The organism is Pseudomonas khavaziana (assembly GCF_036704165.1).
GTDB lineage: Bacteria > Pseudomonadota > Gammaproteobacteria > Pseudomonadales > Pseudomonadaceae > Aquipseudomonas > Aquipseudomonas khavaziana.
This window is the reverse complement of sequence record NZ_CP129946.1, coordinates 3,261,979-3,284,159: the sequence shown is the minus strand read 5'-3', so window position 1 is coordinate 3,284,159 and position 22,181 is coordinate 3,261,979. Positions and strand designations below refer to the sequence as shown.

Genomic DNA, 22,181 nt, shown 5'->3' with positions numbered 1-22,181 from the left:
CTCGGCCAACTATTAAATCGAGTTATATGCTTATAACTTGAACTAAGGTATTCGTTTCAGCTCGACAACTTCTCCAGCTTTAGTGCGAGCTTGATATTCACCCTCTTTCTGGCGATTCAAGTGCGTAATCCCCGAACCCTCAGCGTTAAACAGCCAAATACCATCCGGCGTGGGCGACCAGGTCAGGGGCTTGTCGCCCAGCCATTGCGCGGCACACGCGATATCGCCATCCAGGGAATTGGCCTGCTCCAGCAATTCCAGGGCACACACCTTATCCTGCTGCTTCAACTCCCAATGCCCGGCCAATTGCGCGGTGGTGGGTAGAACGAGACTGCTCGCCATTGCATGGGCTCCTGCCGACACGAACAACACCTGCGACACACAGGCGATCAAATGGGAAAAACGCGGCATTTCAAGCTCCATCATAGAGCGCGGTGCCGAGGCACCGCGCGCTTACATCACGCTACGATGTCGCTGACCGCTGCCTGGCCGACGGTGGTGACGAGGAAATCCGCCACGCCGTGCCCGGAGAAGTCCACGGCCAACGTACCCAGGTTGGTGCCTGAGGCGTAGGACAGAACAGCATCGCCGGCATGCCCGGTAAATGCATTGACGAAAGTCACGCCCGCACCCTTGGTGATACCGGACAGGTCGATCTTGTCCGAACCCGAGGTGAAGTCGAAGATCTTGTCCGCAGCGCCTGGACGGGAGTCGGAACTGGCACCGTACACGAAGGTATCGCTGCCGGCGCCGCCCCACAGTTGGTCTGCACCGCCACCACCGTAGATGAGGTCGTTGCCGGCCCCGCCCTTGATGAGGTTGGCGGCCTGGTTACCAATGATCAGGTCGTTGCCCGCGCCACCAAAGGCGTTTTCGACGGTGACGCCCTTGGCGATGGACACGTTGCCCACCAGCCCGCCAACGTCGGAGAACGAGGTGGCATTGAGGTTGATCTTCTGGTTTTGGGTGAAACCGGAGAAGTCCAGGGTGTCATTGCCTCCACCGTCCCACACCGAGAACACCAGCTTGTCGGCATTGGATGTAGCGCTGAGAAAATCACGCCCGGTGTTGGAGTTGAACCCGTAGGTGGTGTCACCGGCACGGGTGTTGAAGTTGGCACCGTAGAGCTTCTGGATCGCGGCGATGTCGTCGATCAGCGGGCCGGAAGCGTAAGCCTCGACGCCGCCTTTGCTGAAGTTCTGGTTGGTGTTGCTCTCGCTCCAGTAACTCATGAGGCTGTAGCCGCGCGTGTCCTGTCCATAGGTCGCGTCGTTGTAGGTCGGGTTGCCATTCCCGGCGTTGTAGTCGCCAGGGTGAGCCAGGCCCAGGGTGTGGCCGATTTCATGGGTGAGGGTTTGCCGGCCATAGTTGTTCAGATCCGGGCTTTTGTTCGGCGTGTAGCTGTTGTTGGTCAGGTACCACGAGGTGCCGTCGTAGCCTGCGCCGGTGCCGGGCAGGTAGGCGAACGCCGCCGCGCCGTCCTGGCCGCTGCTGTAGTTGCCGAAGGTCATGTGACCGTCACCGCCGGAAGCCTTTTCGGTAAAGGTCACGTTGGCGACATCCGACCAGGATTGCATGGCCAGTGCGGCCTGTGCTTTCTGCTGGGCGTTGAACTGGCTGAACCCTGAGATGCCATGTTTGTTCATGGTGCTCTGGGTAGCCGAGGTGAGGAAGGTGTAGGTCAGATCGATCTTGCCGTTGCCATCAAAGTCCCGATACGCGGCGCCATCCCGCAGCAGCTGGGTAGCTGCCTGGTCGACGGTGTAGGACGGTTTGCCGTTGACCGTGAGGTTACCGCCACGGTCATACAAATGGCTGAAGCTATCGATTTGCGAGTAAGCAGTGCTGGCTTGCGCGGCAGATACAATAGCCTTGTCTTTTACTTTTGACATAAACGTACTTCCTTGTTTGCAAGTGCATCAGTCTTTGTTCGATAGGAACCTCGCGGGCGAGGATAGTCCTATCACTCACCTCTTTTGAAGGCGTAAGAAAACTGACACAACTTGAAATCTTTCGTCCACCACTATTTCCACGGCTAAAATGTGACGCAGGTTCAACTTGAGTAAGTCGCACGTAGTGTTTACTGGGAACGCTTGCTTTTTAGCTGCCTCGTTTGACTCCGTGATATTTAAATATTAAATAGCAGTAAAGCCGCTCGAGTTGAGCGGCGCACTTGAATAATGGATCCAATATATTGTCACGGTGTCAATGGCAGCATTAAAGAGCCATCATTCGCACTATTAAAGTGCGTTGTCCCCTATTACCGGGACATACACCACCCGCACTTGTGCAATGCTTCAAAGAGCGTCTCGCCGGTCAGCCCAAGCACCCTGACGCCCTCTTGCGTGCTCATGTTTTCGCCCGCCAGTATCGCGTTGATGATCGCCTCTTCCACCGCCTCGGCCGCAGCGCTGAACAGCGGCGAGATATGATCGTTATTGACCATGTGCAGCGCCGTTTGCAATGGCAGGTCTCTACGCCCGTAGTCTGCCGGCGGCAAATCCTGGTTACCGGTGGCAAAGGCTAAAAACAGGTCGCCACTGGAATCCTCGGTGCCACCCCCGGTGCGCGCGATGCCAATGGATGCACGCTGTGCCAGGCGCTGGCATTGGTGGGGCAGCAAGGGTGCGTCGGTGGCGATAATCACCACGATAGACCCCATGCCAGGCGTACCCTGCTCGGCGAAAGGCGAGGCAATATCCATCAAGTGGCGCCCCACTGGATAACCATCGACCCGCAGCTCCTGGCGCTTGCCATGGTTGGCCTGCACCAGCACGCCGACTGTCCAGCCGCCCTGCTCCGCCGGCAAACGCCGTGACGCCGTGCCGATACCGCCCTTGAACTCATGGCAGATCATGCCGGTGCCGCCGCCCACCGAGCCCTCCTGCACCGGGCCGCTTTCAGCGTTTTCCAGGGCCTGGCGTACATGCTCAGGTTGTACGTGCTGGCCCCAGATATCGTTGAGCAAGCCGTCGTAGGTTTCCATGACCACCGGCATGCACCAGTACACCGCAGGGTCCGCCAGGCGCTCGCGCTCCAGGGCGATCAAGGTGTCACGCACAATGCCGATGCTGTGGGTGTTGGTAATCGCCATCGGCGTGGTCAACAGCCCCGCCTCGCTGATCCACTCAAGGCCGGTGGCGTCGCCGTTGCCATTGAGCACGTGGTAACCGGCGAAACAAGGTTGGTGCCGCGCCTCCCCGGCACGCGGTTGGATCAACGTGACCCCGGTTCGCACCTGCTTGCCGTCGATATCTGCCTTGAGCGTGGTGTGACCCACGCGAACCCCGGGAACATCGGTGATGGCATTCAATTCGCCGGGCGTGCCCAGCCCTAACGTGATGCCCAATTGACGTGCACGCATACCCACTCCTTACAATTTCTGGAACGCCGGGCTCAACCGGCCACTGATGCAATACAGAATCACCGACAGGGCCAGCAGGCCGATGATGATCATGATGTCGCGCACCGATGCCTCAAGGATCAAGGTCACCAACAGGTACCCCGCGCCGAGCACCGCCAGCAAGGCCGGCAACGGCCACAACGGCATGCGATAGGGATGCTCGCGATCACGCAACAGTACCCGGCTCATCAGCGCACTCAGCGCCACCACCAGGTACACCAGCATGATCAGCAAGACGCTGAACGAAGTCAGGTCGGCCAGGTTCGAGCTGAAACTCAACAGCGCCGAAGGAATCGCCAGGAACAGCGTCGCCAGCCACGGCGAATCCCAGCGCGGGTGAATACGCGTGAACAGTTTGTTGATGCTCGGCGTCCACAACGCATCGCGGCCGCTGCTGAACACCACCCGGCCAATCTGGATGACGATGGCGACAATGGCATTGAACACCGACAGGAAGATCCCGGCACTGACCAGCCGCGACAGGGTTTCATTGCCGTGGCTGGTCAACAGGTAACCGATGGGGTCGGGGCTGCTGATCATCGCGCTCAGGGACGGCGCCCCAATCAACAATGCCGTGATCGGCACCAGTTCGATCACCACCACCAGGCCCAGGGACCACAACACCGCCTTGTGTACGCCCTTGCCGCCGCATTTCATGTCTTCGGCCAGCAACACCGCCGGGCCGTAGCCATTGAACGAGAACAGGCCGATGCCAACCGCGCCGATTACCAGGGCCCAGGGCGCCAGGTGCAACACGCCGTTTTCGACGATCTGTGGCTGGAACAACACACTGGCCGGTTGTACCGGGTTGCCGAAGCCGATCACCACGATCACCAGCAGGGCCGCCACTTCCAACAGCAGGCACGTGCCAGTGATCCAGGCATTGAGCTTTATATTGAGAATACCCAGGGCGTAGCTGGATACCACGATCACCAGGGCGACGGTCTGTGAATCGAAGTTCGTGCCCAGGGCATTATTCAGGTAAGTCGCCGCCCCCGTTGCCAGCACCGGCGGGATAAACAACAACATCACCAGCACGGTCAGGAACGTCGCGTAGCCGGGCATGCCGCCAAACACCCGCTTGGCATACACATACTCGCCACCAGCGCTGTTATGGGCGCGGCCCAGTTCCGCGTAACAGAAGGCGAACATCAGTGCGAGCAACGCGGCCATCACAAAAGCGAGGAACACGCCGCTGCCCGCCTGCTGGATGGCAAACGGGGCGATCACGAATACGGAACTGGCCGGCGTTACCGCGGAAACGGTAATGGCCACTACATCAAAGACGCTCAGGGTGGGCTTGAGCACGCCATCGGGCGCGGGAGTAGCGCTCATATCGTTATCCTCTGTCGTTGTTTTTGGTGTGAGGCAGAAACGAAAAATGATGTTTTTGCGGGATATGCTTCCCGTTGGATGACTGCGACGTTATCGGCCCTGGATCTATCAGCCAATTCCCCTATTGGCGTACTCCCCTTGACGATGCCCGCTAAAAGCCGAACTCTTGGCCGATATTTCGATGATGGAGCCAGGTACATGCATCTGTTCAGGGAAATCGGCATGCACGCGGGGTTGGGCCGCACCCTGTCACAGATCGGCACCGAGCGGTTCTGGAAACAGCTGGTGCTGTTACTGCACCAATGCCTGCCCTTCGATAACGCCCTGGCGATTTTCTACCCGCTGGATGGCCCGCCCCAGGCCCTGGAGGAGTACGACGCCCAACCCAGCAGCAAACCGGCTTCGATGCTGGTGTACCTCAATGGCCTGTACCTGCTCGATCCGTTTTACCAGGCGTGCCGCGAGCACTATGCCAGCGGCGTTTACCGCCTGGAGGAAGTGGCGCCGGACCATTTCCGTCAGAGTGAGTACTTCCTCAACTACTTCCACGACAACGTGCTGGAAGACGAGGTGCAATTTATCCTGCAATTGCCCGGCGCGGGCACGCTCTCGCTGTCACTGGGTATGCAGCGGCGCTTCAGCTTCGAAGAGACCGGGCTGTTGACCACGCTGGCGGCCTGGGTGCTGCCGCTGATGCAGCAGCACTGGCAACAAAGTACTCAGCGGGCTCCGGCGATGGACAGCCAGATCCGAGACGCATTGAGCCACTTTGGCAGTGGTGTGCTCTCGGACCGCGAACTGGAAATCGCCCGCCTGGTATTGCGCGGTTTTTCTTCCAAGGCCATGGCCGAACGCCTCAAGATCTCGCCGGACACGGTGAAAGTGCATCGTAGGCATTTGTACGCCAAGCTGGACATCTCGTCCCAGCCCGAGTTGTTTTCATTATTCATCCAATCATTGGGGCACGATCTGGATAATCCGTAGGTTCAATCCGAATGAAAGAAATTAATGTGCTCCGGCAATAGATTTACACCGTCAACGCGCACAGAAAAGTTCGGGCCCTCAGGGGTGACTTTGATATTCAAGGTACTCACGCCAAACTCATGACTCAACTGCACGTCACCGACGTCCACGGGTGGACCCGGTTGAATGTTGATGGCCGATATATTGTGATCTTTTAGTACCAATGACACATCGATCTCGTCTTCCTTTGGATTGAAGTTCAAGATTGTGTCCGGATCATCGCTGAGGGAGTCGGTGCTGTGCTCATATTTGAATGTATTTTCACCCTGCCGGCCCACCAACTGGTCGGCGCCGCCGCCGCCAATTAGCACTGAGGGCTCGCCGCGCTGGGCTTCCAGGCTCTCGCGCTGGTCTGTACCGCGCAAGACGGGAGGGCTATTTTCTGGCTGGGTCCACGTGCCACCTGCTGGAAGGCTTTGTATGGAGGACATTTAAATCACCTTTTAGATAATGCGTTTATGTGAATGTGTTACATGCAGCGGACCGAAATCTCTCACACTGTAAACAACACTTTCCATGCGTAATATTTGACATCAAATGTCTTAAATATGACGTCATTATCTATTCAGTGCATTCGGCGGTTAATGCCTGCCAATTGATATGCAAAAGACTGGCTTACAGCGTAAGCCAGCCTACTTAATCAGCGCCCCGTGCGAATGGTATTCCACACTCGCGTGCGAATCCGATCAATCTTCAACGGCATGGCTTCCAAGGCGAACAACTTGCCCATCATATCCGGGCTCGGATACACCTTGGTGTCCGCCTTGATCGCCGGGTCAACCAGGCTGTCGGCCGCCGCGTTGCCGTTGGCGTAGTGCACGTAGTTGGTGATGCTGGCCATCACCTCCGGGCGCAGCAGGTAATTCATGAAGGCATAGCCGGCTTTTTCATCGGGCGCGTCGGCGGGCATGGCGACCATATCGAACCAGATGGCCGCGCCTTCCTTGGGAATGTTGTAGCCGATGTTCACACCGTTCTTGGCTTCCCTGGCGCGGCTTTCGGCCTGCAGGATGTCGCCGGAAAAACCGACGGCCACGCAGATATCGCCATTGGCCAGGTCGGCGGTGTATTTCGAGGAGTGGAAATACGCTACATAAGGCCGCACTTTCATCAGCAGGTCTTCGGCCTTTTTGTAGTCCTCGGGCTTTTTGCTGTGGTGCGGCAAGCCCAGGTAGTTCAGCGCTGCCGGCAGCAGTTCCGGGCCGTTGTCGAGGATGGCCACGCCACATTTTTGCAGCTTGGCCATGTTTTCCGGCTTGAAGATCAGGTCCCAGGAATCCACCGGCGCGTTATCGCCCAATACGGCCTTGACCTTGTCGATGTTGTAGCCAATGCCGGTGCTGCCCCACAGGTATGGGAACCCATGCTCGTTGCCCGGGTCGTTGTTTTCCACGGCCTTGAGCAGCACCGGGTTGAGGTTCTCCCAGTTCGGCAACTGGCGCTTGTCGAGTTTTTTCAGGGCGCCGCCCTGGATTTGACGGGCCATGAAATGGTTGGACGGAAACACCACGTCGTAACCGGATTTGCCGGTCATCAACTTGCCGTCTAGGGTTTCGTTGCTGTCGTACAGGTCGTAGGTGAAACCGATGCCGGTGTCTTTCTGGAAGTTCTTGGTGGTGTCCGGGGCGATGTAGTCCGACCAGTTGTAGATCTTCACGGTCTCGGCGGCCTGGCTGACGGAGGCCAGCAACATCAAGGGCAACAGGGCAATGGCTTTCATGGTTCGATTTCCTGGCGGTTTTAGGGCTGTTGTTATGGCAGGCGATCAAGGATCAAAGCGTTACAGGATCAATACGTAGGTCTTGCGCACGGTTTCCTGGATATCCCAGGTGCCGGTGCTGTTGGCCGGCAACATCAGTGCATCGCCGGCTTGTATATGAAGGGTTTCACCGTTATCGGGGGTGAAGGTGCAGCGACCCTGGATGAAATGGCAAAACTCCTGGGACTTGATCTGCCGGCGCCAGCGCCCCGGGGTACATTCCCAGATACCGGTCTCAACCCCATCATCACGTTCCACGCTCAAGGTCGAGGCCACGGCGATAGGCTCGCCCAGGGGCGCGGCGACCGGTGACGAGTCCGGCAGGCGGGTGTTCAGTGCGTCTTTGAATTGGGTGATGCTCATGGGGGTTTCCCGTGTGAGTGGAACGACTTAGTGCATGAAGCCTTCCATGAACCCGGCGACGCCGGTCGCCAACCTGCGGCGCCAGGGCGCGGTATTGGGGTTGGCCAATACCTGGTCCTCATGGACAAAGCTGCGGATAATCGCGTTATAGCCCAGCCAACGGCACGGCTCGGGCTCCCAGGCCTTGAGGGCTTGCAGGCCGCGTTCGCGGATCACCCAAGGTTGACGGGTCAGGGGCGTTTCAAGGCCCAGTATCAGATCGGCCAAGGTGCGGCCGCCAAGGTTGGTGGCGCCTACGCCCTCTCCGCCATAGCCGCCGGAAAGCGCAACGCCGGTTTTATGGTCGCAGAGCATGTGCGGATGGAAATTGCGCGACATGCCGAGGTTGCCGCCCCAGGAATGGGTAATCCTTACCTTCTTCAGCTGTGGGAAGAGTTCGCCAAACAGGTAGCGACGCAGCTGCACTTCGCTGTCGGTGAGATCAAAGTTGTGGCGCAACTTACCGGCAAATTGATAGCCGCCGCGGGCGCCGAACACCAGGCGATTGTCGGCCGTGCGCTGGCCGTAGGTGACTTGTCGGCTGCTCTCGCCAAATGCCTGGCCCCGGTTGAGGCCGATTTCATCCCACGTGCTGGCGGGCAAGGGTTCGGTGGCGACGATCAGGCTCTGTACCGGCAACTGGTAACGGCCCAGGAGCGGCAAGGTATTGGCGTAACCCTCCACTGCCGGCACTACCCAGGCGGCACGCACACTGGCCTTGGCTGTGCGCAGGCTGCCGGATTGCCAATGGGTCACCGAGCTGTTCTCGTAGATGCTCACGCCGAGGCTTTCAACGGCCCGCGCCAGGCCGCGCACCAGCTTGGCCGGGTTGATGGTCGCGACATGGGGTGCATAGATACCGCCATAGGGCTTGGCGATACGAATCTGCTCGGCCAACTGCTGCGGGCTGAGCCAGCGGTAATCATCTTCGGTAAGGCCCTGGGCATACAGCTTGTCCAGGTACCGGCGCAGGCTGCCCTCCTGCTCGGGGTAGCGTGCGGCGCAATACAGCGCGCCACCTTTGCGGTAGTCGCAGTCGATACCTTCGCGGGCCAACACCTGCGCTACCTCATCAGGAATGCCGTGCAGCAGGTCAAACGAAGCGCGCCGTTGCTCCGGAGCGAGGCCGGCCAGCAGGCGGTCCTCGCCCAGCAGATTGCCCATCAGCCAGCCACCGTTGCGCCCGGATGCGCCAAAGCCGGCGGTCTGCGCCTCAATGATGGCGATTTTCAGCTCCGGAGCCTGGCGTTTAAGGTAATAGGCGGTCCATAGGCCGGTATAGCCGGCACCGATGATCGCCACATTGACATCCAAGTCATGCTCCAGGCACGGCCGCGCCTCCAGCGGGTCGTCCAGTTGGTCCATCCATAGACTGATATTGCGCCATGCCGGCATGCCAGGTTCCCCTACCTCGTTTCGATAGGGTCGATCCTAGAGCGCGGCGTCAGGGGCTGTCTTGCGCGCGTGCACGCAGGGAAATTTGTTTGACGTAAGCCTTGGGCGATTGGCCGGTGTGCTGGCGGAAAGCACTGTAGAACGCCGAGAGTGAATTAAACCCGGCGGCAAAAGCCAGCTCATCGACTTTGAAAGGAGCAGTGGCACCGTCCAGTGCGGCCAATAAATGCTGGAGCCGCGCCTGATTGACGTAACGATAGAAGCTTTGGCCAAGGACCTGATTGAGCAGGTAGGAAATCTGATTGCGGCTGTAGCCACACTCCTTCGCGACCCGTTGCAGGTCCAGGTCCGGATCCAGATAGGGTTGCCTGGATTCAAAGTACTGCTGCAGGTCGTTAGCCATATGCCCCAATTGCTGGGGCGACAAGCCCAGGCGACTGACCGTGGGACGCATGGACTGGGCAGGCTGCTCATGCACCAGGGAGGCATATTCATTGACCCGCCAGATCAACCCGTCGCGCACGGTGATGGCTTCGCTGGTGCGAAATGACACCAGGCCCTGGCCGCCGCGCAAGGTGATGCGGTACTGGATAAACGCGGTGTCGCCATCGGCCCGGATACGGTCGGTATGCTCGATCGCCTCGTCAGCTTCACGGGGCATGCTGGCCTGCAAGTACTCGCGCAGTTCGGCATAACCCACCACACGGTTCTGGAAGAAGTCGTGGTATTGGATCTCGGGGTGGTAATAAGCCATGACCCCGTCCAGGTCGCGATGGCGCCAGCACAAGTGGTGACGCATCACCAACTCGCCGGTGGCGAGGGTGTTCTGGCGGTCATCGTCTGGGGCGATGTCGGGCATGTTCGGCTCTGCGACGGGTAAACAGCTGAGAGTGCCGAATTTTGCCGGCACCTTCAATGGCCAATTGACACTTCCAGCTAATGGCCTTTTGCCCGTTCTGCGGTAGGACATGACCCAGGTCAAAAACCCGGAAAAGAACCGCCGAACGGGTCGAAAAAACTCACCTTGTACTTGCGAACGAATGCTATTTTTAAAGCTCTTCAACGCCATGACCAGTGAAGGTCCTGGCCCCCCTGCCGCGAGCTAAAGGAAGCGCTCAATGAACAAGGTGGGCAACATGAACAAAGTGACATTTCCCAACGCCTGCCAGTTGATGCGCTGGCATTTCCATCCGCTGGGCTTCGAGGGCAGCATGGACGCCCCCGGTAGCATGGTCGCCCGCCTGTTTGACCGGGCCAGCGGCGAGACATTGATCGCCATCGCCGGCATCCCCTGTGCCACCGTGATGAACGCCGCAGATGTGGAGCGCATCATCGAGGCGGTGGAGGATGAGCTGGAGTGTTTTGTGCCGCCGTTGTCGTTGCGGGCCTGAATACTATCTGGGCAGCCGCCGATTAGCTAATGTGGGTGGGGGTTTGCCCCGATGCCGGTGTGTCAGCCGGTACATCCGGTGACTGACATTCTGCAATCGGGGGCAAGCCCCTCAAACTACAAGTAAACTTCTGATTTTAAAGAGTTAAAATTTAGTCCTAACGCCGGATATTTTGGAGACGGTCCAGGTTGCTGCGCGACGGCGCCACGTCGACGATGTGACCGGGTCGTTGGGTTGTTGGGACGAGTACATATCCGTTGCTTAGGTAACGGCCACTTATGGTTCCGCCCTTACGGCGGCTCACTTTGCAAAAGCGGCAAAGTAAGCAAAACGCTCTTGCCCCACCACTCGGCACCTCACCTAGGCTCGGTGTGCCCTCACTCCGGCTTGAACCCGTGGGCCGCCGTCATGGGCCATCCCTGGCCCATGACGGCTAACCCGGCGTCCTGCCGGGTTACCCACGGCTTCAAGCCTGCGTTCGGCCAGCGTGGTTTAACGGGGCGCCTGAGATCAAGATCAAAAGCGACTCGCTGCGCGTCGCAGATACGCTGGCGGTGCTTCTGCTTTTTCTGTAGGAGCGAGCTTGCTCGCGAAAAACCTGAGAACGCCGCGTTCTTTCTGGTTTCCCGCGTCATCGTTAACGACCTTCGCGGGCAAGCCCGCTCCCACAGGGGTACGCGCACACTTCAACGATCAGGTCGGCTATAAGGCCGCCTCGCTGTGTTTTTGATCTCAGGCGCCCCGTTAAACCACGCTGGCCGGAATTCGACAGGGATTTGGGGGGTAAACCGGCAGGGATGCCGGTTTAGCCGCCCCACCCCATGCTGGATGGGCCTGTCTAAGTGCGATGATTTGGGCTTCCAAAGCCGTCTGAGTCAGTTTAGGGCTGGTCGCTGGCCTGCGGGATTTCTCTTGCAGACCAGGCTGACCCAGCGCCTCGTAGCGTTTGAGCCACTTGTACGCTGTTTGTGGGCTGATACCGAATCGTCGACACAACTCACGTTTGTTGCTGCCGGGTTGCCGTGCTAAGGCAACGAACTCTTCTTTCGGGCTCATGGCGTCTCTCGTAGTCCAAGGCATGATGGCTTTCCGACGAAGTTGGCTCGCCGCAAAGTGTCCACTATGTCCCCGCACACCCGTCAACCATCTGTCCGGTCCGTACACGCCGTTCAAAAGTGAGCCGCTGTAAAAGCGGAACCATAAGTGGCCGTTACCTAAACAACGGATATGTACCCAGGCCGAAAACCAACATCCTGCTCGGCTGTCAGGCCGCCACGGGAGCAAGCTCCCTAGTTTGCTGCGCGACAGCGTCACATCGAAGATGTGGTGGGGGCTCCCACATTTGGCTCTGTGTCAGTTGGAGGGGCAGCGCTGGTCATTGAAGAAGGCTTTTCTGCCGTCCACCCGTTCAGAGGCCTTGGGCACATTCACGCCCTGGCCTTCCGGCTTTTCCACGTACCAATAGCAGTGGCTGACCGCTCGGGTAATGCCGACATAGGCCAGGCGCAATATTTCTTCTTTCTGCGCCGTGTCATAAGGTTCGCTATCACCGTCCTTGCCCAGGCCCGCCATGCGGTAGACCTGATTCTTGTACGGCGAGCTGGTGAGATGCTGGCAGTCCCCCAGTAGAAATACCGCATCCGCCTGCAAGCCCTTGGCGCTGTGATAGGTCAGCTGTTTCAACCTGCGCTCGTGGGGCGGCAAGTTAGAATCCACATTAACTACAGCCTGAATATGCTCTTGAATCAGTAACTTATCGCTGCTTTTTCGATAAAGCATTAATACTTTTTCGCCGCGCTGATAGTGCTCCTGCAATCGCCGGCCCAGCGCCGCGTCGTCGCGTTCGAGCACCATCACGGGCACCAATGCCTTGGGCGCGCCACTGGCCTTGGCCTTCTTGCCGGGAATCGCCGGAGCACTGCGCACGACATGTTCGGCCGCGTCGATGATGTGCTGGTGGCTGCGATAGTTCTCCGCCAGCATCACGCGGGTGGTAGTTGGCGAGGCAAATTCGTTATTGAAGTGCATGAAGAACTTGGGCGAGCTGCCACGCCAACCATAGATCGATTGCCAGTCATCCCCTACGCATAGCAATGAAGAACGCTGTGCGCCGCGCCCCACATGCATCGCCGGGCCGCGACTGCGGATCTCCCTGAGGCTTGCGCGTATCCACGAGACAATCTGTGGCGAAACATCCTGGAATTCGTCGATCATCAAGTGCGACATCGGCCGCAGCAGCGGATCGCTGAGCAACTTGAGGTTTTCCGGGGTGTTTTCACCGAACAGGGAGAACATCCGGTTGTAGGTCATGATCGGCGGCGATTGATCCAGCAGGTGATCTTCCAGGGCCTTCCAGAAAATGCTCAGGGCTTCAAAGAACAACCGATCCGGATCGTCCTTGGCAAAGCGCATCTGGCCCACGGCCATCGGTACGTCCAGCCCGAGGTTCTCGATAAACCCAGCGGCCATGACAAAACTATCCAACAGCGGCGCCGAGGCCAGCTCGCCTTTGACCTTGTAATCAAACCCAGGCCCGGCCGTTGCATCGCCGGCCAGGCTGCTGATCAAGCGCTTTGAAGCCTCATAGTTATCCAGCCAGATCATAGGCTTACGACAGAAAGCTTGAAACAGTGTGCGCTTGACCGCCCACTCGGCACGTACGGATAGTTTAGAGTTCGGTCGGCTGAGCTGGGCGTTTTCCCGCGCATCGAAACCCAGCACCACCCACGCATCCAGCGCCGGGATATAGCCGTGGCAATGAAATTGCGCACCGTTGATTTCAAAAGTCTGGCGGCTGGGCTCTATGCCCTTGATCGGCCACGCCCCGGCGCGAAACCATAGATCTTCGATCACATCGCAAAGTTCGTCATCACGCTTGGCCGCCAGTTCTGTCACTGCGATGCGTTTTTGCACGTCCGGATGATCACGCTCCAGCTCTTTGAGTTGCAGGCCCTGGCGGGCCAGCGGTGCAATCAGCTCGCGAAAACGCTGGTGGCGTCCATGCAGGCGGTGATAGCAGGCATTCATCTGTTGACGCTGGGCGTCGCCGATGCGCAGGTCGAAGGGGTTGCTGTCGGCGTCCGCAGAACCGTCGCTGAGGTTTTCAAAGGCTTGCAGACGCTCAAAGCCCGGCAGGCTGCGCACCATTGGCAGGATGCGCGAGTGGAAGGTACGCACCACAGCCTGGGCTTCCTTCATGCCAAGGGGTTGGCCCCACAAGCTGAGAATGTCCATGAGCTTGTGTATGAAGTCCTTACGCGACTCGCGAGTAAAGGTCACCACCGTCATCGAACTCAGCTCAAAGCCCAGATAATGGCTCAGCAGCAGGATGCGCAGCACCAGGGATGTGGATTTACCCGCGCCGGCTCCGGCGATCACCGAAGTCGAGGGCGTATCGCTGAAAATCATCTTCCACTGCGCCGCACTTGGCTGCGCCTGGGCCGGCAGCAGCCGCGCTACATCTGCCTTCATGCGTTTTTTCACATCCGCCGTGAGCGGCAGCCGCCAGTCATCGAACAGGCTGTCATCCACTCCCGGCGCAGGGTGTTCGTCCGCACGGAAGTCGCGGATCAACAGGACCTGCCGGCCCTCCTCAATCCCATCGGCCTTGCCCTCGCGATAACCATATTCCACACCCGCCTCATGCCCACTGCGAAAGCCGTCAGCTTGGCCATGCAACCAGGAGAACCGGTGCTGTGCACGCAAACGGGTGAGGCCGTGGCCAAACAGACGAGCGGCCAGTCGTTTCAATAGCGGCATCTCGGCCAAGGGGCGCAGTTCGGGGGGCAGATCAGGCTTGTGTTGCGGCACGCGGACTCCTGCGATGAGATTGGCTGTGATGAGGGGCGTCATGGTCGCCGGAATCGGCGCTCAGTTCCAGCCAATTGCTTTGCTGTCATGCAGTTAGGCGATGAAGTGAAAGTTGATATAGACCAAACATATCGAATTAACGGATAGGAATTAGGCACTTTTTACGCTTTTTATCGATGATCCGCTGCTGGATGATAGACCCATCAATAGGAGACGATCATGCTTGAACTTCGACCTTTCAGCACCCTGGGCGGCGCCCATCACGGCTGGCTTGACGCCCATCACCACTTTTCCTTCGCCGAATACCACGACCCCGAGCGCATGCACTGGGGCAACCTGCGGGTATGGAACGACGACATCATCGCCCCGGGCAGCGGTTTCCCCCAGCACCCGCACCGCGACATGGAAATCATCACCTACGTGCGTGAAGGCGCGATCAGTCATGCCGATAACCTGGGCAACAAAGGTCGCACCGAGGCTGGTGATGTGCAGGTGATGAGTGCGGGCACCGGGATCGCCCATAGTGAATACAACCTTGAGGCTACACCGACCAAGATCTTCCAGATCTGGATTATCCCGAATCAGGCTGGGCTACCGCCGTCCTGGGGGGCCAAACCGTTTCCACAAGGTAACCGTGAGGGTTTTGTGACGCTTGCCAGTGGTAAGGCCGGCGACAGTGAAAGCCTGAGCATCCGTGCCGATGCACGCTTGGTGGCAGCGAACCTGAAAGCCGGGGAAAGCGCTGAGTATCGACTGGACAGCGGCCGCCGGGCATACCTGGTGCCGGCCACAGGCGTGATTGACGTCAATGGTTTGCGGGCACAGGCGCGAGATGGCGTGGCGGTTGAGGATGAGCAGATATTGCGGGTGACGGCAATCGAGGACAGCGAGATCGTATTGGTCGACCTGGCCTGAGCTTGCGCCCGATGCTGGCCTTACAGCAGAACGCTATCTGACTGACGCCCTGATCCAATGTGGGAGGGGGCTTGCTCCCGATGGCGGCCTGGCAGCCGACCAGGATATTGACTGCTAAAAAGTTGTGTTGATACCCATGCCCCGACGAGGGCGTATCAGTAAATGCATCTGTGGCTGCCCCATCGCCATCGGGAGCAAGCCCCCTCCCACAGGGTCCTGCGGCGCACCCAAAGGTGTGGATACCCATGCCCCGGCGACGGGGTTTCAGTCAACGCAACTGTGACTGACTCACCGCCGTCGGGGCACGGCCCTTCCCACATTGGGTTCGGCGTTACTACTGGGCGATTGCACCGTCCACCAGTACCTGCGCCTCCTCCACCAGCCGCTTGAGGTGATCTTCGCCGATAAAGCTCTCGGCATAGATCTTGTAGATGTCCTCGGTGCCCGATGGCCGTGCGGCAAACCAACCGTTTTCGGTCATGACCTTCAAGCCGCCAATTGCCTGGTTATTGCCCGGTGCATGGCTGAGAATCTGCTGGATGCTCTCCCCGGCCAATTGCGTGGACGTCACCTGCTCCGGCGAGAGCTTGCCCAGAAGGGCTTTCTGCGCCGGGGTCGCCTTGGCGTCGACACGTATGGCAAACGGCTCGCCCAGCGCGTCGGTCAGGCCGCGGTAGATCTGGCTCGGGTCCTGGCCTTTGCGCGAAGTCATTTCCGCCGCCAGCAAAGCCGGGATCAAGCCGTCCTTGTCGGTGCTCCACACCGTACCGTCCTTGCGCAGGAACGAGGCACCGGCGCTTTCTTCACCACCGAAGCCCAACGAACCTTCGAACAAGCCGTCGGCGAACCATTTGAAGCCCACCGGCACTTCGTACAAACGGCGACCGATACGCGCAGCGACGCGATCAATCAAGCCACTGCTGACCACGGTCTTGCCCACTGCAGCATCGGCGCGCCAGTCAGGGCGGTTCTGGAACAGGTAATCAATGGACACCGCCAGGTAGTTGTTCGGCGCCAACAGGCCGCCGGACGGGGTGACGATGCCGTGGCGGTCGTGGTCCGGGTCGCAGGCGAACGCGACGTCGAAACGCTCCTTGAGGCCGATCAGGCCCTGCATGGCGTAGCTGGACGACGGGTCCATGCGAATCTGGCCGTCCCAGTCGACGCTCATGAAGCGGAAAGTCGCATCGACTTCGGTGTTCACCACCTCCAGGTTCAGACGGTAGTGCTCGGCAATCGCCGACCAGTAGCGCACCCCGGCTCCGCCCAACGGGTCCACGCCCAGGCGCAGGTCGGCGCTGCGGATCGCATCCATGTCGATCACATTGATCAGGTCGGCCACATAGCTGTTGAGGTAGTCATGGCGATGGGTTGTGTCCGCCTTGAGCGCCTGGGCGTGGGTGATGCGCTTAACCCCGGCCAGCTTGTTGGCGAGCAGTTCATTGGCCTTGGCTTCGATCCACTTGGTGACGTGGGTATCCGCCGGGCCGCCATTAGGCGGGTTGTACTTGTAACCGCCACTCTGCGGCGGGTTGTGGGACGGTGTAATCACAATACCGTCCGCCAGGCCGCTGGTACGACCACGGTTGTAGCAGATGATTGCGTGGGAAATCGCCGGGGTCGGCGTGTACTCATCGCCTTCGGCGAGCATGACGTGTACGCCATTGGCGGCCAATACTTCCAGGGCACTGGCACCGGCAGGCGTGGACAGCGCATGGGTGTCCAGGCCCACGAACAACGGCCCGTTGATGCCTTGGGCTTCGCGGTACAGGCAGATGGCCTGGCTGATCGCGAGTACATGCCATTCGTTGAAGCTCAGCTCGAATGAGCTGCCCCGGTGCCCGGAGGTGCCAAAGGCCACACGCTGGGTAGAGATTGCTGCATCAGGCTGGCCGGTGTAATAGGCCGTGACCAGTCGCGGGATATCCACCAGCAACTGGGCCGGCGCCGGTTTGCCCGCAAAAGGACTGATAGTCATGCATAAACCTCGAAAAGAAGGATTCGGAAAAGTGTCAGTTTACTGGGACTTGGACTACCGCGCGACGGTATCGATCCTACAACCTGAAGAGAAATTTCAAACTCTAAGCGGTCTGCGCCTCGAGCAACGCCTGAGCCAGCGCATCCAAGGTGACATCCAGATTGGGCTGCCCCGCGAACGTATGGCTCAAGCGCATATGCTGATGGTGCAAGCCGCTGAGGCTGAATAACTCTCCCGGCGCTATCACGACCTGTTGCGTGAGCATCCGCTGAAAGATCAGGCGCATATCCACTGGCGCCACCGACTCCAACCAGAAACTCGCCCCGGCGATGGGCACCCGGTAGCTCACGCGCCCTTGCATGCGTGCGTCCAACCGCAGGCTCATGGCCTGCGCTTGCTCCTGTAGCAGTTGGCGCAATGCCCGCAGGTGCTGATCAAAGCGCCCGCTCTGACAAAGCCGGGCAATGGCCCGCTGACGGATTGACGACAAACGAAATGAGCGCAATAAAAACTGGCGCTGCAATTCACTGCTCATTTGATGCGACAGTAAATAGCCATAGGGCGCTTCCGGACCCAACACTTTCTCGAACGACGAGAACACCAGTAGCCGCTCCGGGTTGACCAAGTGACGCAGGGCGGCCTGGGATGGCGTGTAGCTCAGCTCACCAAAGGTGTCGTTCTCCAGCAGCCAGCAACCGTATTGCTCGAGCAAATGCGCAATCTGCAACCTTTCCGGAACCGATAACGCCGTACCTGACGGCATGCTCACCACCGATGACAGCAGCACCAGGTGCACGGGTTCGTGGCGCAACAGGTGCTCGAACATCGCCAGGTCGAAGCGGCCATCGGCGAGCCAGGGCAATTCGATCACCCGTACACCAGCAGCCTGAAAGAGGCGCAAGACCCGATAATCACAGGGTGATTCGGTCACCAACACGGTGCCCTTGAGACCCAGGGCGTCAATCAGTATCTCCAGCACACCCTGTAGATCGACACCGACATACACCTCGTCGGCCTGCCAGCAGCGCGTAGGCGATGAGGTATAACGCGCCGCTAGCGCTGCGCGCAGCTCCCATACACCGCAGGGTTGCGACCAGGGTTGCAGTTGGTGCGGGTAGCGGCGCACCAATTTGCGCTCCAGCGCCAGCAAGTCACCATCCAGCGAGCCCAACAGCGCCGGCTCATCCCCACTGAGCACGACCATGGCCGGCCGCCGCGCCGCCGCGTAGAGCCTTTCGAGCAGGTCAGCGCCCCCCGTCAGCTGGGGGTTGGCGGCTACCGGCCAGGCGAAGTATCCGGACTTGGCCACCGAGTACACCCGCCCTTCCTTCTCCAGCAGCGAGTAGGCGTATTGGATCGTCGAGATCGACACGTTCAAGCGTGTTGACAGCTGCCGCAAGGATGGCAACTTGACCGGTGTTTCCAGGCTGACTTCGTTGATCAGGTTGATCATGTAGCGGTAAACCGCCTGATAGGCAAAATCTGCCTGCCGCTCTCCCCGCAGGTTCATGGCCGCTCACCGGCCCGTACAAACAAATACACGCTAACGCCCCGATAACCGTGCAGTCGGTACTTCGGACTGCGTGAATCGCGGCTTGCGTGACAGGATGCCACGCTCCACCTGCAGCGGGCGCTTGCGGTACACGTGCTGCAATAGCGGCAGCGGCAATCCGCTGGTATCCACCAGCCACTGTTGCAGCATGTCGGCTGCAGGCTTGCCTTGGAGCGCCTTGTGCAGTTCGGGGAGCGCCACCAACATGCCGGGGTGGCATTGACGCAAGAAGCCCTCCAGCCGCTCGCCGTGCTCAATGAAGGGGGCGAACAGCAGGCAGGTCAGCTGCCCCTCGTCCAAGCCGAAGAATTCCTGGGCGTAGGTGGTGGACAGGATGCGCCCATCCTCGCTTGAGGCCTCGACGATCAATGCGTTTGGGATTTTCCGATGGAGCATGCAGTCCATTGCCTGGCGAATAAAACTCTCCACGCCATGCTCATAAGAAAGCTCACGCAGGCACTGGGCCTGCAAGCCGTGCAAGTGTGCCATGAGTAATGGATTGGGGGCGGCAGGATGGCTGAAGTGAAAATCAAACGGGTCCTGCTTGTGCGCCAGGAAGTCAGTCAGCAGCGTTGAGCGGGGTACATCCACATCATCGAGCAAGTCGGCAATGCCGATATAGGCCAGATGACGGTGCCCGCCCCGGCCCGGCTCCTCTGTACCCACATAATGCTCGCCATAGAGGTCACGGTAGCAAGCGATACTCCACTCCTCCATGCGTGCAAACAGCCGGTTGAGCGACATCGGTTTGCCAGGCGCGAAATCAAGTCCGGTTGCCAGCGCCGTTTTTTTCAGCCACGCCAGGTATTGGCTTTGCTTGCGTGGCGAGTCACCGCTGACCATGGCATGCACACCGCCGTTCCAGGTGGCGACGCATTGGTAGAACTCACCGAAGGCCAGGTAGGTGTCGTTGCACAGCGTGGCGCGGATATCGCCGGACGTCAGGTGGCCCAGCAGCAGCATATTGCGCTGACTGACCTCACGCCCGGCGCTGGAAGCCGGGCGTTGCGAATTGAAGGGCTGGACGTCGCGGTTCTCGACCATCAACAGCTCCACACGCGGGTCGTCATGAAAAAACAGCGCGCTATAACCTTGGTTCAGGTTGTCGAGGGTGGCCTGGGTCATGCCTGCATAGCGCAGAGTGGCGACCCGCAGGTGAAACGTCTTGGGCGCACGGCCTGCGATGGTCAGTTGCGCGGCTCGTAGCATCGCCAGTGTGTAACTGCTGACCCCGCCGCCGCCGTGGGTGATCAGCACTTTGTAGTGCCCCACTTGCTCCATGCCGCCGGCTGCCACCACAATTCGCTGGACCAACAATTGAAGTACAGTCCGCTCGGCCCGCGTGAAATGCCCGATCATACGCTGCAGAACTTGTTGGTAAACATAGTTCATGGCTTGCTCATGAATTGCGCTCATTATTCTACTACCTGAGTTGAAGTGTCAGTTTCAAGCAACTATCAATATTAATTGCTCGACCCATTACGACTGTAGGTGTGTCGGGTGCCACACGGCGCAAAGACAGTTAAACATTAGCACCTTGCAATAAAAGCACCGGCGACCCCTGCCTTCTCACTGCGGCCCAACCCCGGAAAAATCGCGCTCCAGCTTGACATAGACGCGTTGGGTTACCGACCCTAGGAATACTCCGACAACTTCCTACACTGTTTTAACTAAAAAACTAGGGACACATCTGACGAGGATTAATCATCCATTTCAATCTGCTCCTTGCAAAACAACCGGGCGTTATCAGTACACTTTCAGGGTGCACAGAGACGCCTTCCTTAGTTCCTGAAATACGCGGCGGGAATATCAGGTAATCAATCATTGCTCAGTCCTTGAGATGACAGGGTAGGCACAATTATCGGCGCTCAAATAATGATTAACAGATACAGAAGATCGCCGAAAACCCGTTCAGATTTGCCGGATCCGAGACATTAATGGCGCCCACACGACAACGCCGCACTGGGTTTCAGGGCGGCATAAGGGGAAAAAGGTATTATTTGCGGGGTAGTGCCCCTCTGCCTAGGCTCAACCCGGGGGTGGGTTAAGCCCTGTCAAATGGCGCATTTGCCTCATCGGCTCAGACGCCAGCGTATTCATTTGCGAATACTCCTACAGCTCAAACAGCTTCAACCTGCAAGGCGACACGCTCGCGGCATGGACATTCGTCCATATAGCGGTGGGCTTCTACGAACTGATCGAACGCAAATACCGTAGTTTTCAGTGGCACAAGCACACGATCGGCCGTCAACTGGTTGATATCACGCAAGGCACGCTGCAGTGCCACCTGATCCTGGACGATGCCCAGCTCCGGCTTGCCCGTGAAGTTGCCGATACAGTGCACGAAGAACTGAATATTCTTCTGAAACGCTGCACAGGCCGGGAATGGCGTCTGGTTGCCACCTTGCAAGCCATACAACACCAGGCTGCCACGGGGCGCCAGGACGTCACCCAGCAACGACATCTGCGGGCCGCCCAGGCCATCAAACACCACGTCGACGCCACGGTTGTCAGTGAACTTGTTGATCTGCATCAGCAGGTCTTGTTCTTCGGTGACAATGACCTTTTCCGCCCCAAGGGAGAGCAGGTATTCGCGTTCGGCGCTGTTTTTCGTCGCGGCAATCACCCGCACACCCAGGGCCTTGCCCAGTTGCACAAACGAGGGGCCGGAACAGTGGCTGGCATCGGTCACCAGGGCAAACTGCCCGGGCTTGACCCGCGCCAGATCCATATAGGCGAAATACGCAATCAGCAACGGCGTGTAGTGCACGCTGGCTTCAATCGGGCTCAAGACATCCGGGTAACGGGTCAGGGCAGAACGCGGCAAGATGATCTGCTCGCCATACACCGGGTAATCGTTGGGGCTTTCGGCCGGAAAACTGGCCACCTTGTCGCCCACAGCCAGGTCATCCACGCCGTCACCCAAGGCGACAACCACACCCGCCATTTCATGCCCCAGGCCCGAAGGCAGACGAGCATGGGAAGACGCCAGGTTCTGGCGCCATAGAATGTCGTACCAGCTGATGCCAATCGCCTCGACACGCACCTGCACTTCGCCCGGTGCGGGCTGCGCGGCTGCATGCTCTTCGCATTTGAGCACCTCGGCCGGACCAAACTTGTGAAAACGGATCGTGCGGGACATCGCAAACCTCGTCAAAGTAACCTCTAATGCCATGAACTTTATCTGGGCTTTCCAGGTAAGGCCACCGGTCGCCATT

General features: G+C 58.9%; 17 protein-coding genes and 1 pseudogene. 3 read left to right on the top strand and 15 right to left on the bottom strand.

Going from position 1 to position 22,181, the window contains the following annotated elements; all coding sequences use genetic code 11:
* Positions 1-42: 42 nt before the first annotated feature.
* The 4 genes from QYQ93_RS14370 to QYQ93_RS14355 all read right to left on the bottom strand — a co-directional run bounded on the left by QYQ93_RS14370 (position 43) and on the right by QYQ93_RS14355 (position 4,738).
* Positions 43-411, bottom strand: coding sequence for a protease inhibitor Inh/omp19 family protein (locus QYQ93_RS14370; RefSeq protein ID WP_338474853.1), 369 nt, complete (start codon positions 409-411; stop codon positions 43-45).
* A gap of 47 nt (positions 412-458) precedes the next feature.
* Positions 459-1,892 carry a serralysin family metalloprotease gene (locus tag QYQ93_RS14365; protein ID WP_043049390.1) on the bottom strand — a complete coding sequence of 478 codons (1,434 nt, stop codon included), beginning with the start codon at positions 1,890-1,892 and terminating at the stop codon, positions 459-461.
* A gap of 368 nt (positions 1,893-2,260) precedes the next feature.
* Positions 2,261-3,364 (bottom strand): P1 family peptidase, encoded by a 1,104-nt coding sequence (locus tag QYQ93_RS14360; protein WP_338474852.1) that lies wholly within the window; start codon positions 3,362-3,364, stop codon positions 2,261-2,263.
* Positions 3,365-3,373: 9 nt separating this feature from the next.
* A complete protein-coding gene (locus tag QYQ93_RS14355) occupies positions 3,374-4,738 on the bottom strand; it encodes an APC family permease (protein ID WP_338474851.1) in 1,365 nt (454 codons plus the stop codon).
* Positions 4,739-4,936: 198 nt separating this feature from the next.
* On the opposite strand from QYQ93_RS14355, the gene QYQ93_RS14350 reads away from it, so the two are divergent.
* Positions 4,937-5,722, top strand: a complete 786-nt coding sequence (locus QYQ93_RS14350; protein WP_124377870.1) for a helix-turn-helix transcriptional regulator — start codon at positions 4,937-4,939, stop codon at positions 5,720-5,722.
* Between the two features lie 2 nt (positions 5,723-5,724).
* Here QYQ93_RS14350 and QYQ93_RS14345 read toward each other — a convergent pair whose 3' ends face one another.
* From QYQ93_RS14345 to QYQ93_RS14325, 5 genes are all read right to left on the bottom strand, one after another.
* Complete coding sequence (locus QYQ93_RS14345; RefSeq protein WP_043049394.1) at positions 5,725-6,192, bottom strand: M10 family metallopeptidase C-terminal domain-containing protein; 468 nt, start codon at positions 6,190-6,192, stop codon at positions 5,725-5,727.
* Between the two features lie 209 nt (positions 6,193-6,401).
* The gene (locus QYQ93_RS14340) at positions 6,402-7,481 is read right to left on the bottom strand and encodes a polyamine ABC transporter substrate-binding protein (protein WP_338474850.1); all 1,080 of its coding nucleotides are present in this window, start codon (positions 7,479-7,481) and stop codon (positions 6,402-6,404) included.
* A 60-nt stretch (positions 7,482-7,541) separates the two neighbouring features.
* Positions 7,542-7,883, bottom strand: a complete 342-nt coding sequence (locus QYQ93_RS14335) for a cupin domain-containing protein (RefSeq protein WP_057010969.1) — start codon at positions 7,881-7,883, stop codon at positions 7,542-7,544.
* 27 nt (positions 7,884-7,910) lie between these two features.
* Positions 7,911-9,317 carry an FAD-dependent oxidoreductase gene (locus QYQ93_RS14330; RefSeq protein ID WP_338474849.1) on the bottom strand — a complete coding sequence of 469 codons (1,407 nt, stop codon included), beginning with the start codon at positions 9,315-9,317 and terminating at the stop codon, positions 7,911-7,913.
* A 49-nt stretch (positions 9,318-9,366) separates the two neighbouring features.
* Positions 9,367-10,176 (bottom strand): helix-turn-helix transcriptional regulator, encoded by an 810-nt coding sequence (locus tag QYQ93_RS14325; RefSeq protein ID WP_338474848.1) that lies wholly within the window; start codon positions 10,174-10,176, stop codon positions 9,367-9,369.
* A gap of 259 nt (positions 10,177-10,435) precedes the next feature.
* Here QYQ93_RS14325 and QYQ93_RS14320 point away from each other — a divergent pair, with 259 nt between their 5' ends.
* Entirely contained in the window at positions 10,436-10,708 is a 273-nt protein-coding gene (locus QYQ93_RS14320) for a DUF1652 domain-containing protein (protein WP_043049399.1), read from the top strand.
* Positions 10,709-11,521: 813 nt separating this feature from the next.
* Here the strand turns inward: QYQ93_RS14320 and QYQ93_RS14315 are convergent.
* Positions 11,522-11,788, bottom strand: a pseudogene (locus QYQ93_RS14315) (helix-turn-helix domain-containing protein); the annotation flags it as partial.
* Positions 11,789-12,061: 273 nt separating this feature from the next.
* The gene (locus tag QYQ93_RS14310) at positions 12,062-14,518 is read right to left on the bottom strand and encodes a UvrD-helicase domain-containing protein (RefSeq protein WP_338474847.1); all 2,457 of its coding nucleotides are present in this window, start codon (positions 14,516-14,518) and stop codon (positions 12,062-12,064) included.
* A gap of 219 nt (positions 14,519-14,737) precedes the next feature.
* Here QYQ93_RS14310 and QYQ93_RS14305 point away from each other — a divergent pair, with 219 nt between their 5' ends.
* Entirely contained in the window at positions 14,738-15,433 is a 696-nt protein-coding gene (locus tag QYQ93_RS14305) for a pirin family protein (RefSeq protein WP_338474846.1), read from the top strand.
* A 334-nt stretch (positions 15,434-15,767) separates the two neighbouring features.
* Here the strand turns inward: QYQ93_RS14305 and pgm are convergent, their stop codons facing one another.
* The 4 genes from pgm to QYQ93_RS14285 all read right to left on the bottom strand — a co-directional run bounded on the left by pgm (position 15,768) and on the right by QYQ93_RS14285 (position 22,105).
* Complete coding sequence (gene pgm / locus QYQ93_RS14300) at positions 15,768-17,411, bottom strand: phosphoglucomutase (alpha-D-glucose-1,6-bisphosphate-dependent) (protein ID WP_338474845.1); 1,644 nt, start codon at positions 17,409-17,411, stop codon at positions 15,768-15,770.
* A gap of 103 nt (positions 17,412-17,514) precedes the next feature.
* A complete protein-coding gene (locus QYQ93_RS14295; RefSeq protein ID WP_338474844.1) occupies positions 17,515-18,921 on the bottom strand; it encodes a PLP-dependent aminotransferase family protein in 1,407 nt (468 codons plus the stop codon).
* Between the two features lie 33 nt (positions 18,922-18,954).
* A complete protein-coding gene (locus QYQ93_RS14290) occupies positions 18,955-20,379 on the bottom strand; it encodes a hypothetical protein (RefSeq protein WP_338474843.1) in 1,425 nt (474 codons plus the stop codon).
* A gap of 703 nt (positions 20,380-21,082) precedes the next feature.
* Entirely contained in the window at positions 21,083-22,105 is a 1,023-nt protein-coding gene (locus QYQ93_RS14285) for a zinc-dependent alcohol dehydrogenase family protein (RefSeq protein ID WP_043049405.1), read from the bottom strand.
* Between the last annotated feature and the right edge of the window lie 76 nt (positions 22,106-22,181).

What these genes read in the sequence shown, in the direction of transcription:
- QYQ93_RS14370 (WP_338474853.1), bottom strand. Translation starts at nt 411, where the DNA reads ATGCCGCGTTTTTCCCATTTGATCGCCTGTGTGTCGCAGGTGTTGTTC.
- QYQ93_RS14365 (WP_043049390.1), bottom strand. Translation starts at nt 1,892, where the DNA reads ATGTCAAAAGTAAAAGACAAGGCTATTGTATCTGCCGCGCAAGCCAGC.
- QYQ93_RS14360 (WP_338474852.1), bottom strand. Translation starts at nt 3,364, where the DNA reads ATGCGTGCACGTCAATTGGGCATCACGTTAGGGCTGGGCACGCCCGGC.
- QYQ93_RS14355 (WP_338474851.1), bottom strand. Translation starts at nt 4,738, where the DNA reads ATGAGCGCTACTCCCGCGCCCGATGGCGTGCTCAAGCCCACCCTGAGC.
- QYQ93_RS14350 (WP_124377870.1), top strand. Translation starts at nt 4,937, where the DNA reads ATGCATCTGTTCAGGGAAATCGGCATGCACGCGGGGTTGGGCCGCACC.
- QYQ93_RS14345 (WP_043049394.1), bottom strand. Translation starts at nt 6,192, where the DNA reads ATGTCCTCCATACAAAGCCTTCCAGCAGGTGGCACGTGGACCCAGCCA.
- QYQ93_RS14340 (WP_338474850.1), bottom strand. Translation starts at nt 7,481, where the DNA reads ATGAAAGCCATTGCCCTGTTGCCCTTGATGTTGCTGGCCTCCGTCAGC.
- QYQ93_RS14335 (WP_057010969.1), bottom strand. Translation starts at nt 7,883, where the DNA reads ATGAGCATCACCCAATTCAAAGACGCACTGAACACCCGCCTGCCGGAC.
- QYQ93_RS14330 (WP_338474849.1), bottom strand. Translation starts at nt 9,317, where the DNA reads ATGCCGGCATGGCGCAATATCAGTCTATGGATGGACCAACTGGACGAC.
- QYQ93_RS14325 (WP_338474848.1), bottom strand. Translation starts at nt 10,176, where the DNA reads ATGCCCGACATCGCCCCAGACGATGACCGCCAGAACACCCTCGCCACC.
- QYQ93_RS14320 (WP_043049399.1), top strand. Translation starts at nt 10,436, where the DNA reads ATGAACAAGGTGGGCAACATGAACAAAGTGACATTTCCCAACGCCTGC.
- QYQ93_RS14305 (WP_338474846.1), top strand. Translation starts at nt 14,738, where the DNA reads ATGCTTGAACTTCGACCTTTCAGCACCCTGGGCGGCGCCCATCACGGC.
- pgm (WP_338474845.1), bottom strand. Translation starts at nt 17,411, where the DNA reads ATGACTATCAGTCCTTTTGCGGGCAAACCGGCGCCGGCCCAGTTGCTG.
- QYQ93_RS14295 (WP_338474844.1), bottom strand. Translation starts at nt 18,921, where the DNA reads ATGAACCTGCGGGGAGAGCGGCAGGCAGATTTTGCCTATCAGGCGGTT.
- QYQ93_RS14290 (WP_338474843.1), bottom strand. Translation starts at nt 20,379, where the DNA reads ATGAGCGCAATTCATGAGCAAGCCATGAACTATGTTTACCAACAAGTT.
- QYQ93_RS14285 (WP_043049405.1), bottom strand. Translation starts at nt 22,105, where the DNA reads ATGTCCCGCACGATCCGTTTTCACAAGTTTGGTCCGGCCGAGGTGCTC.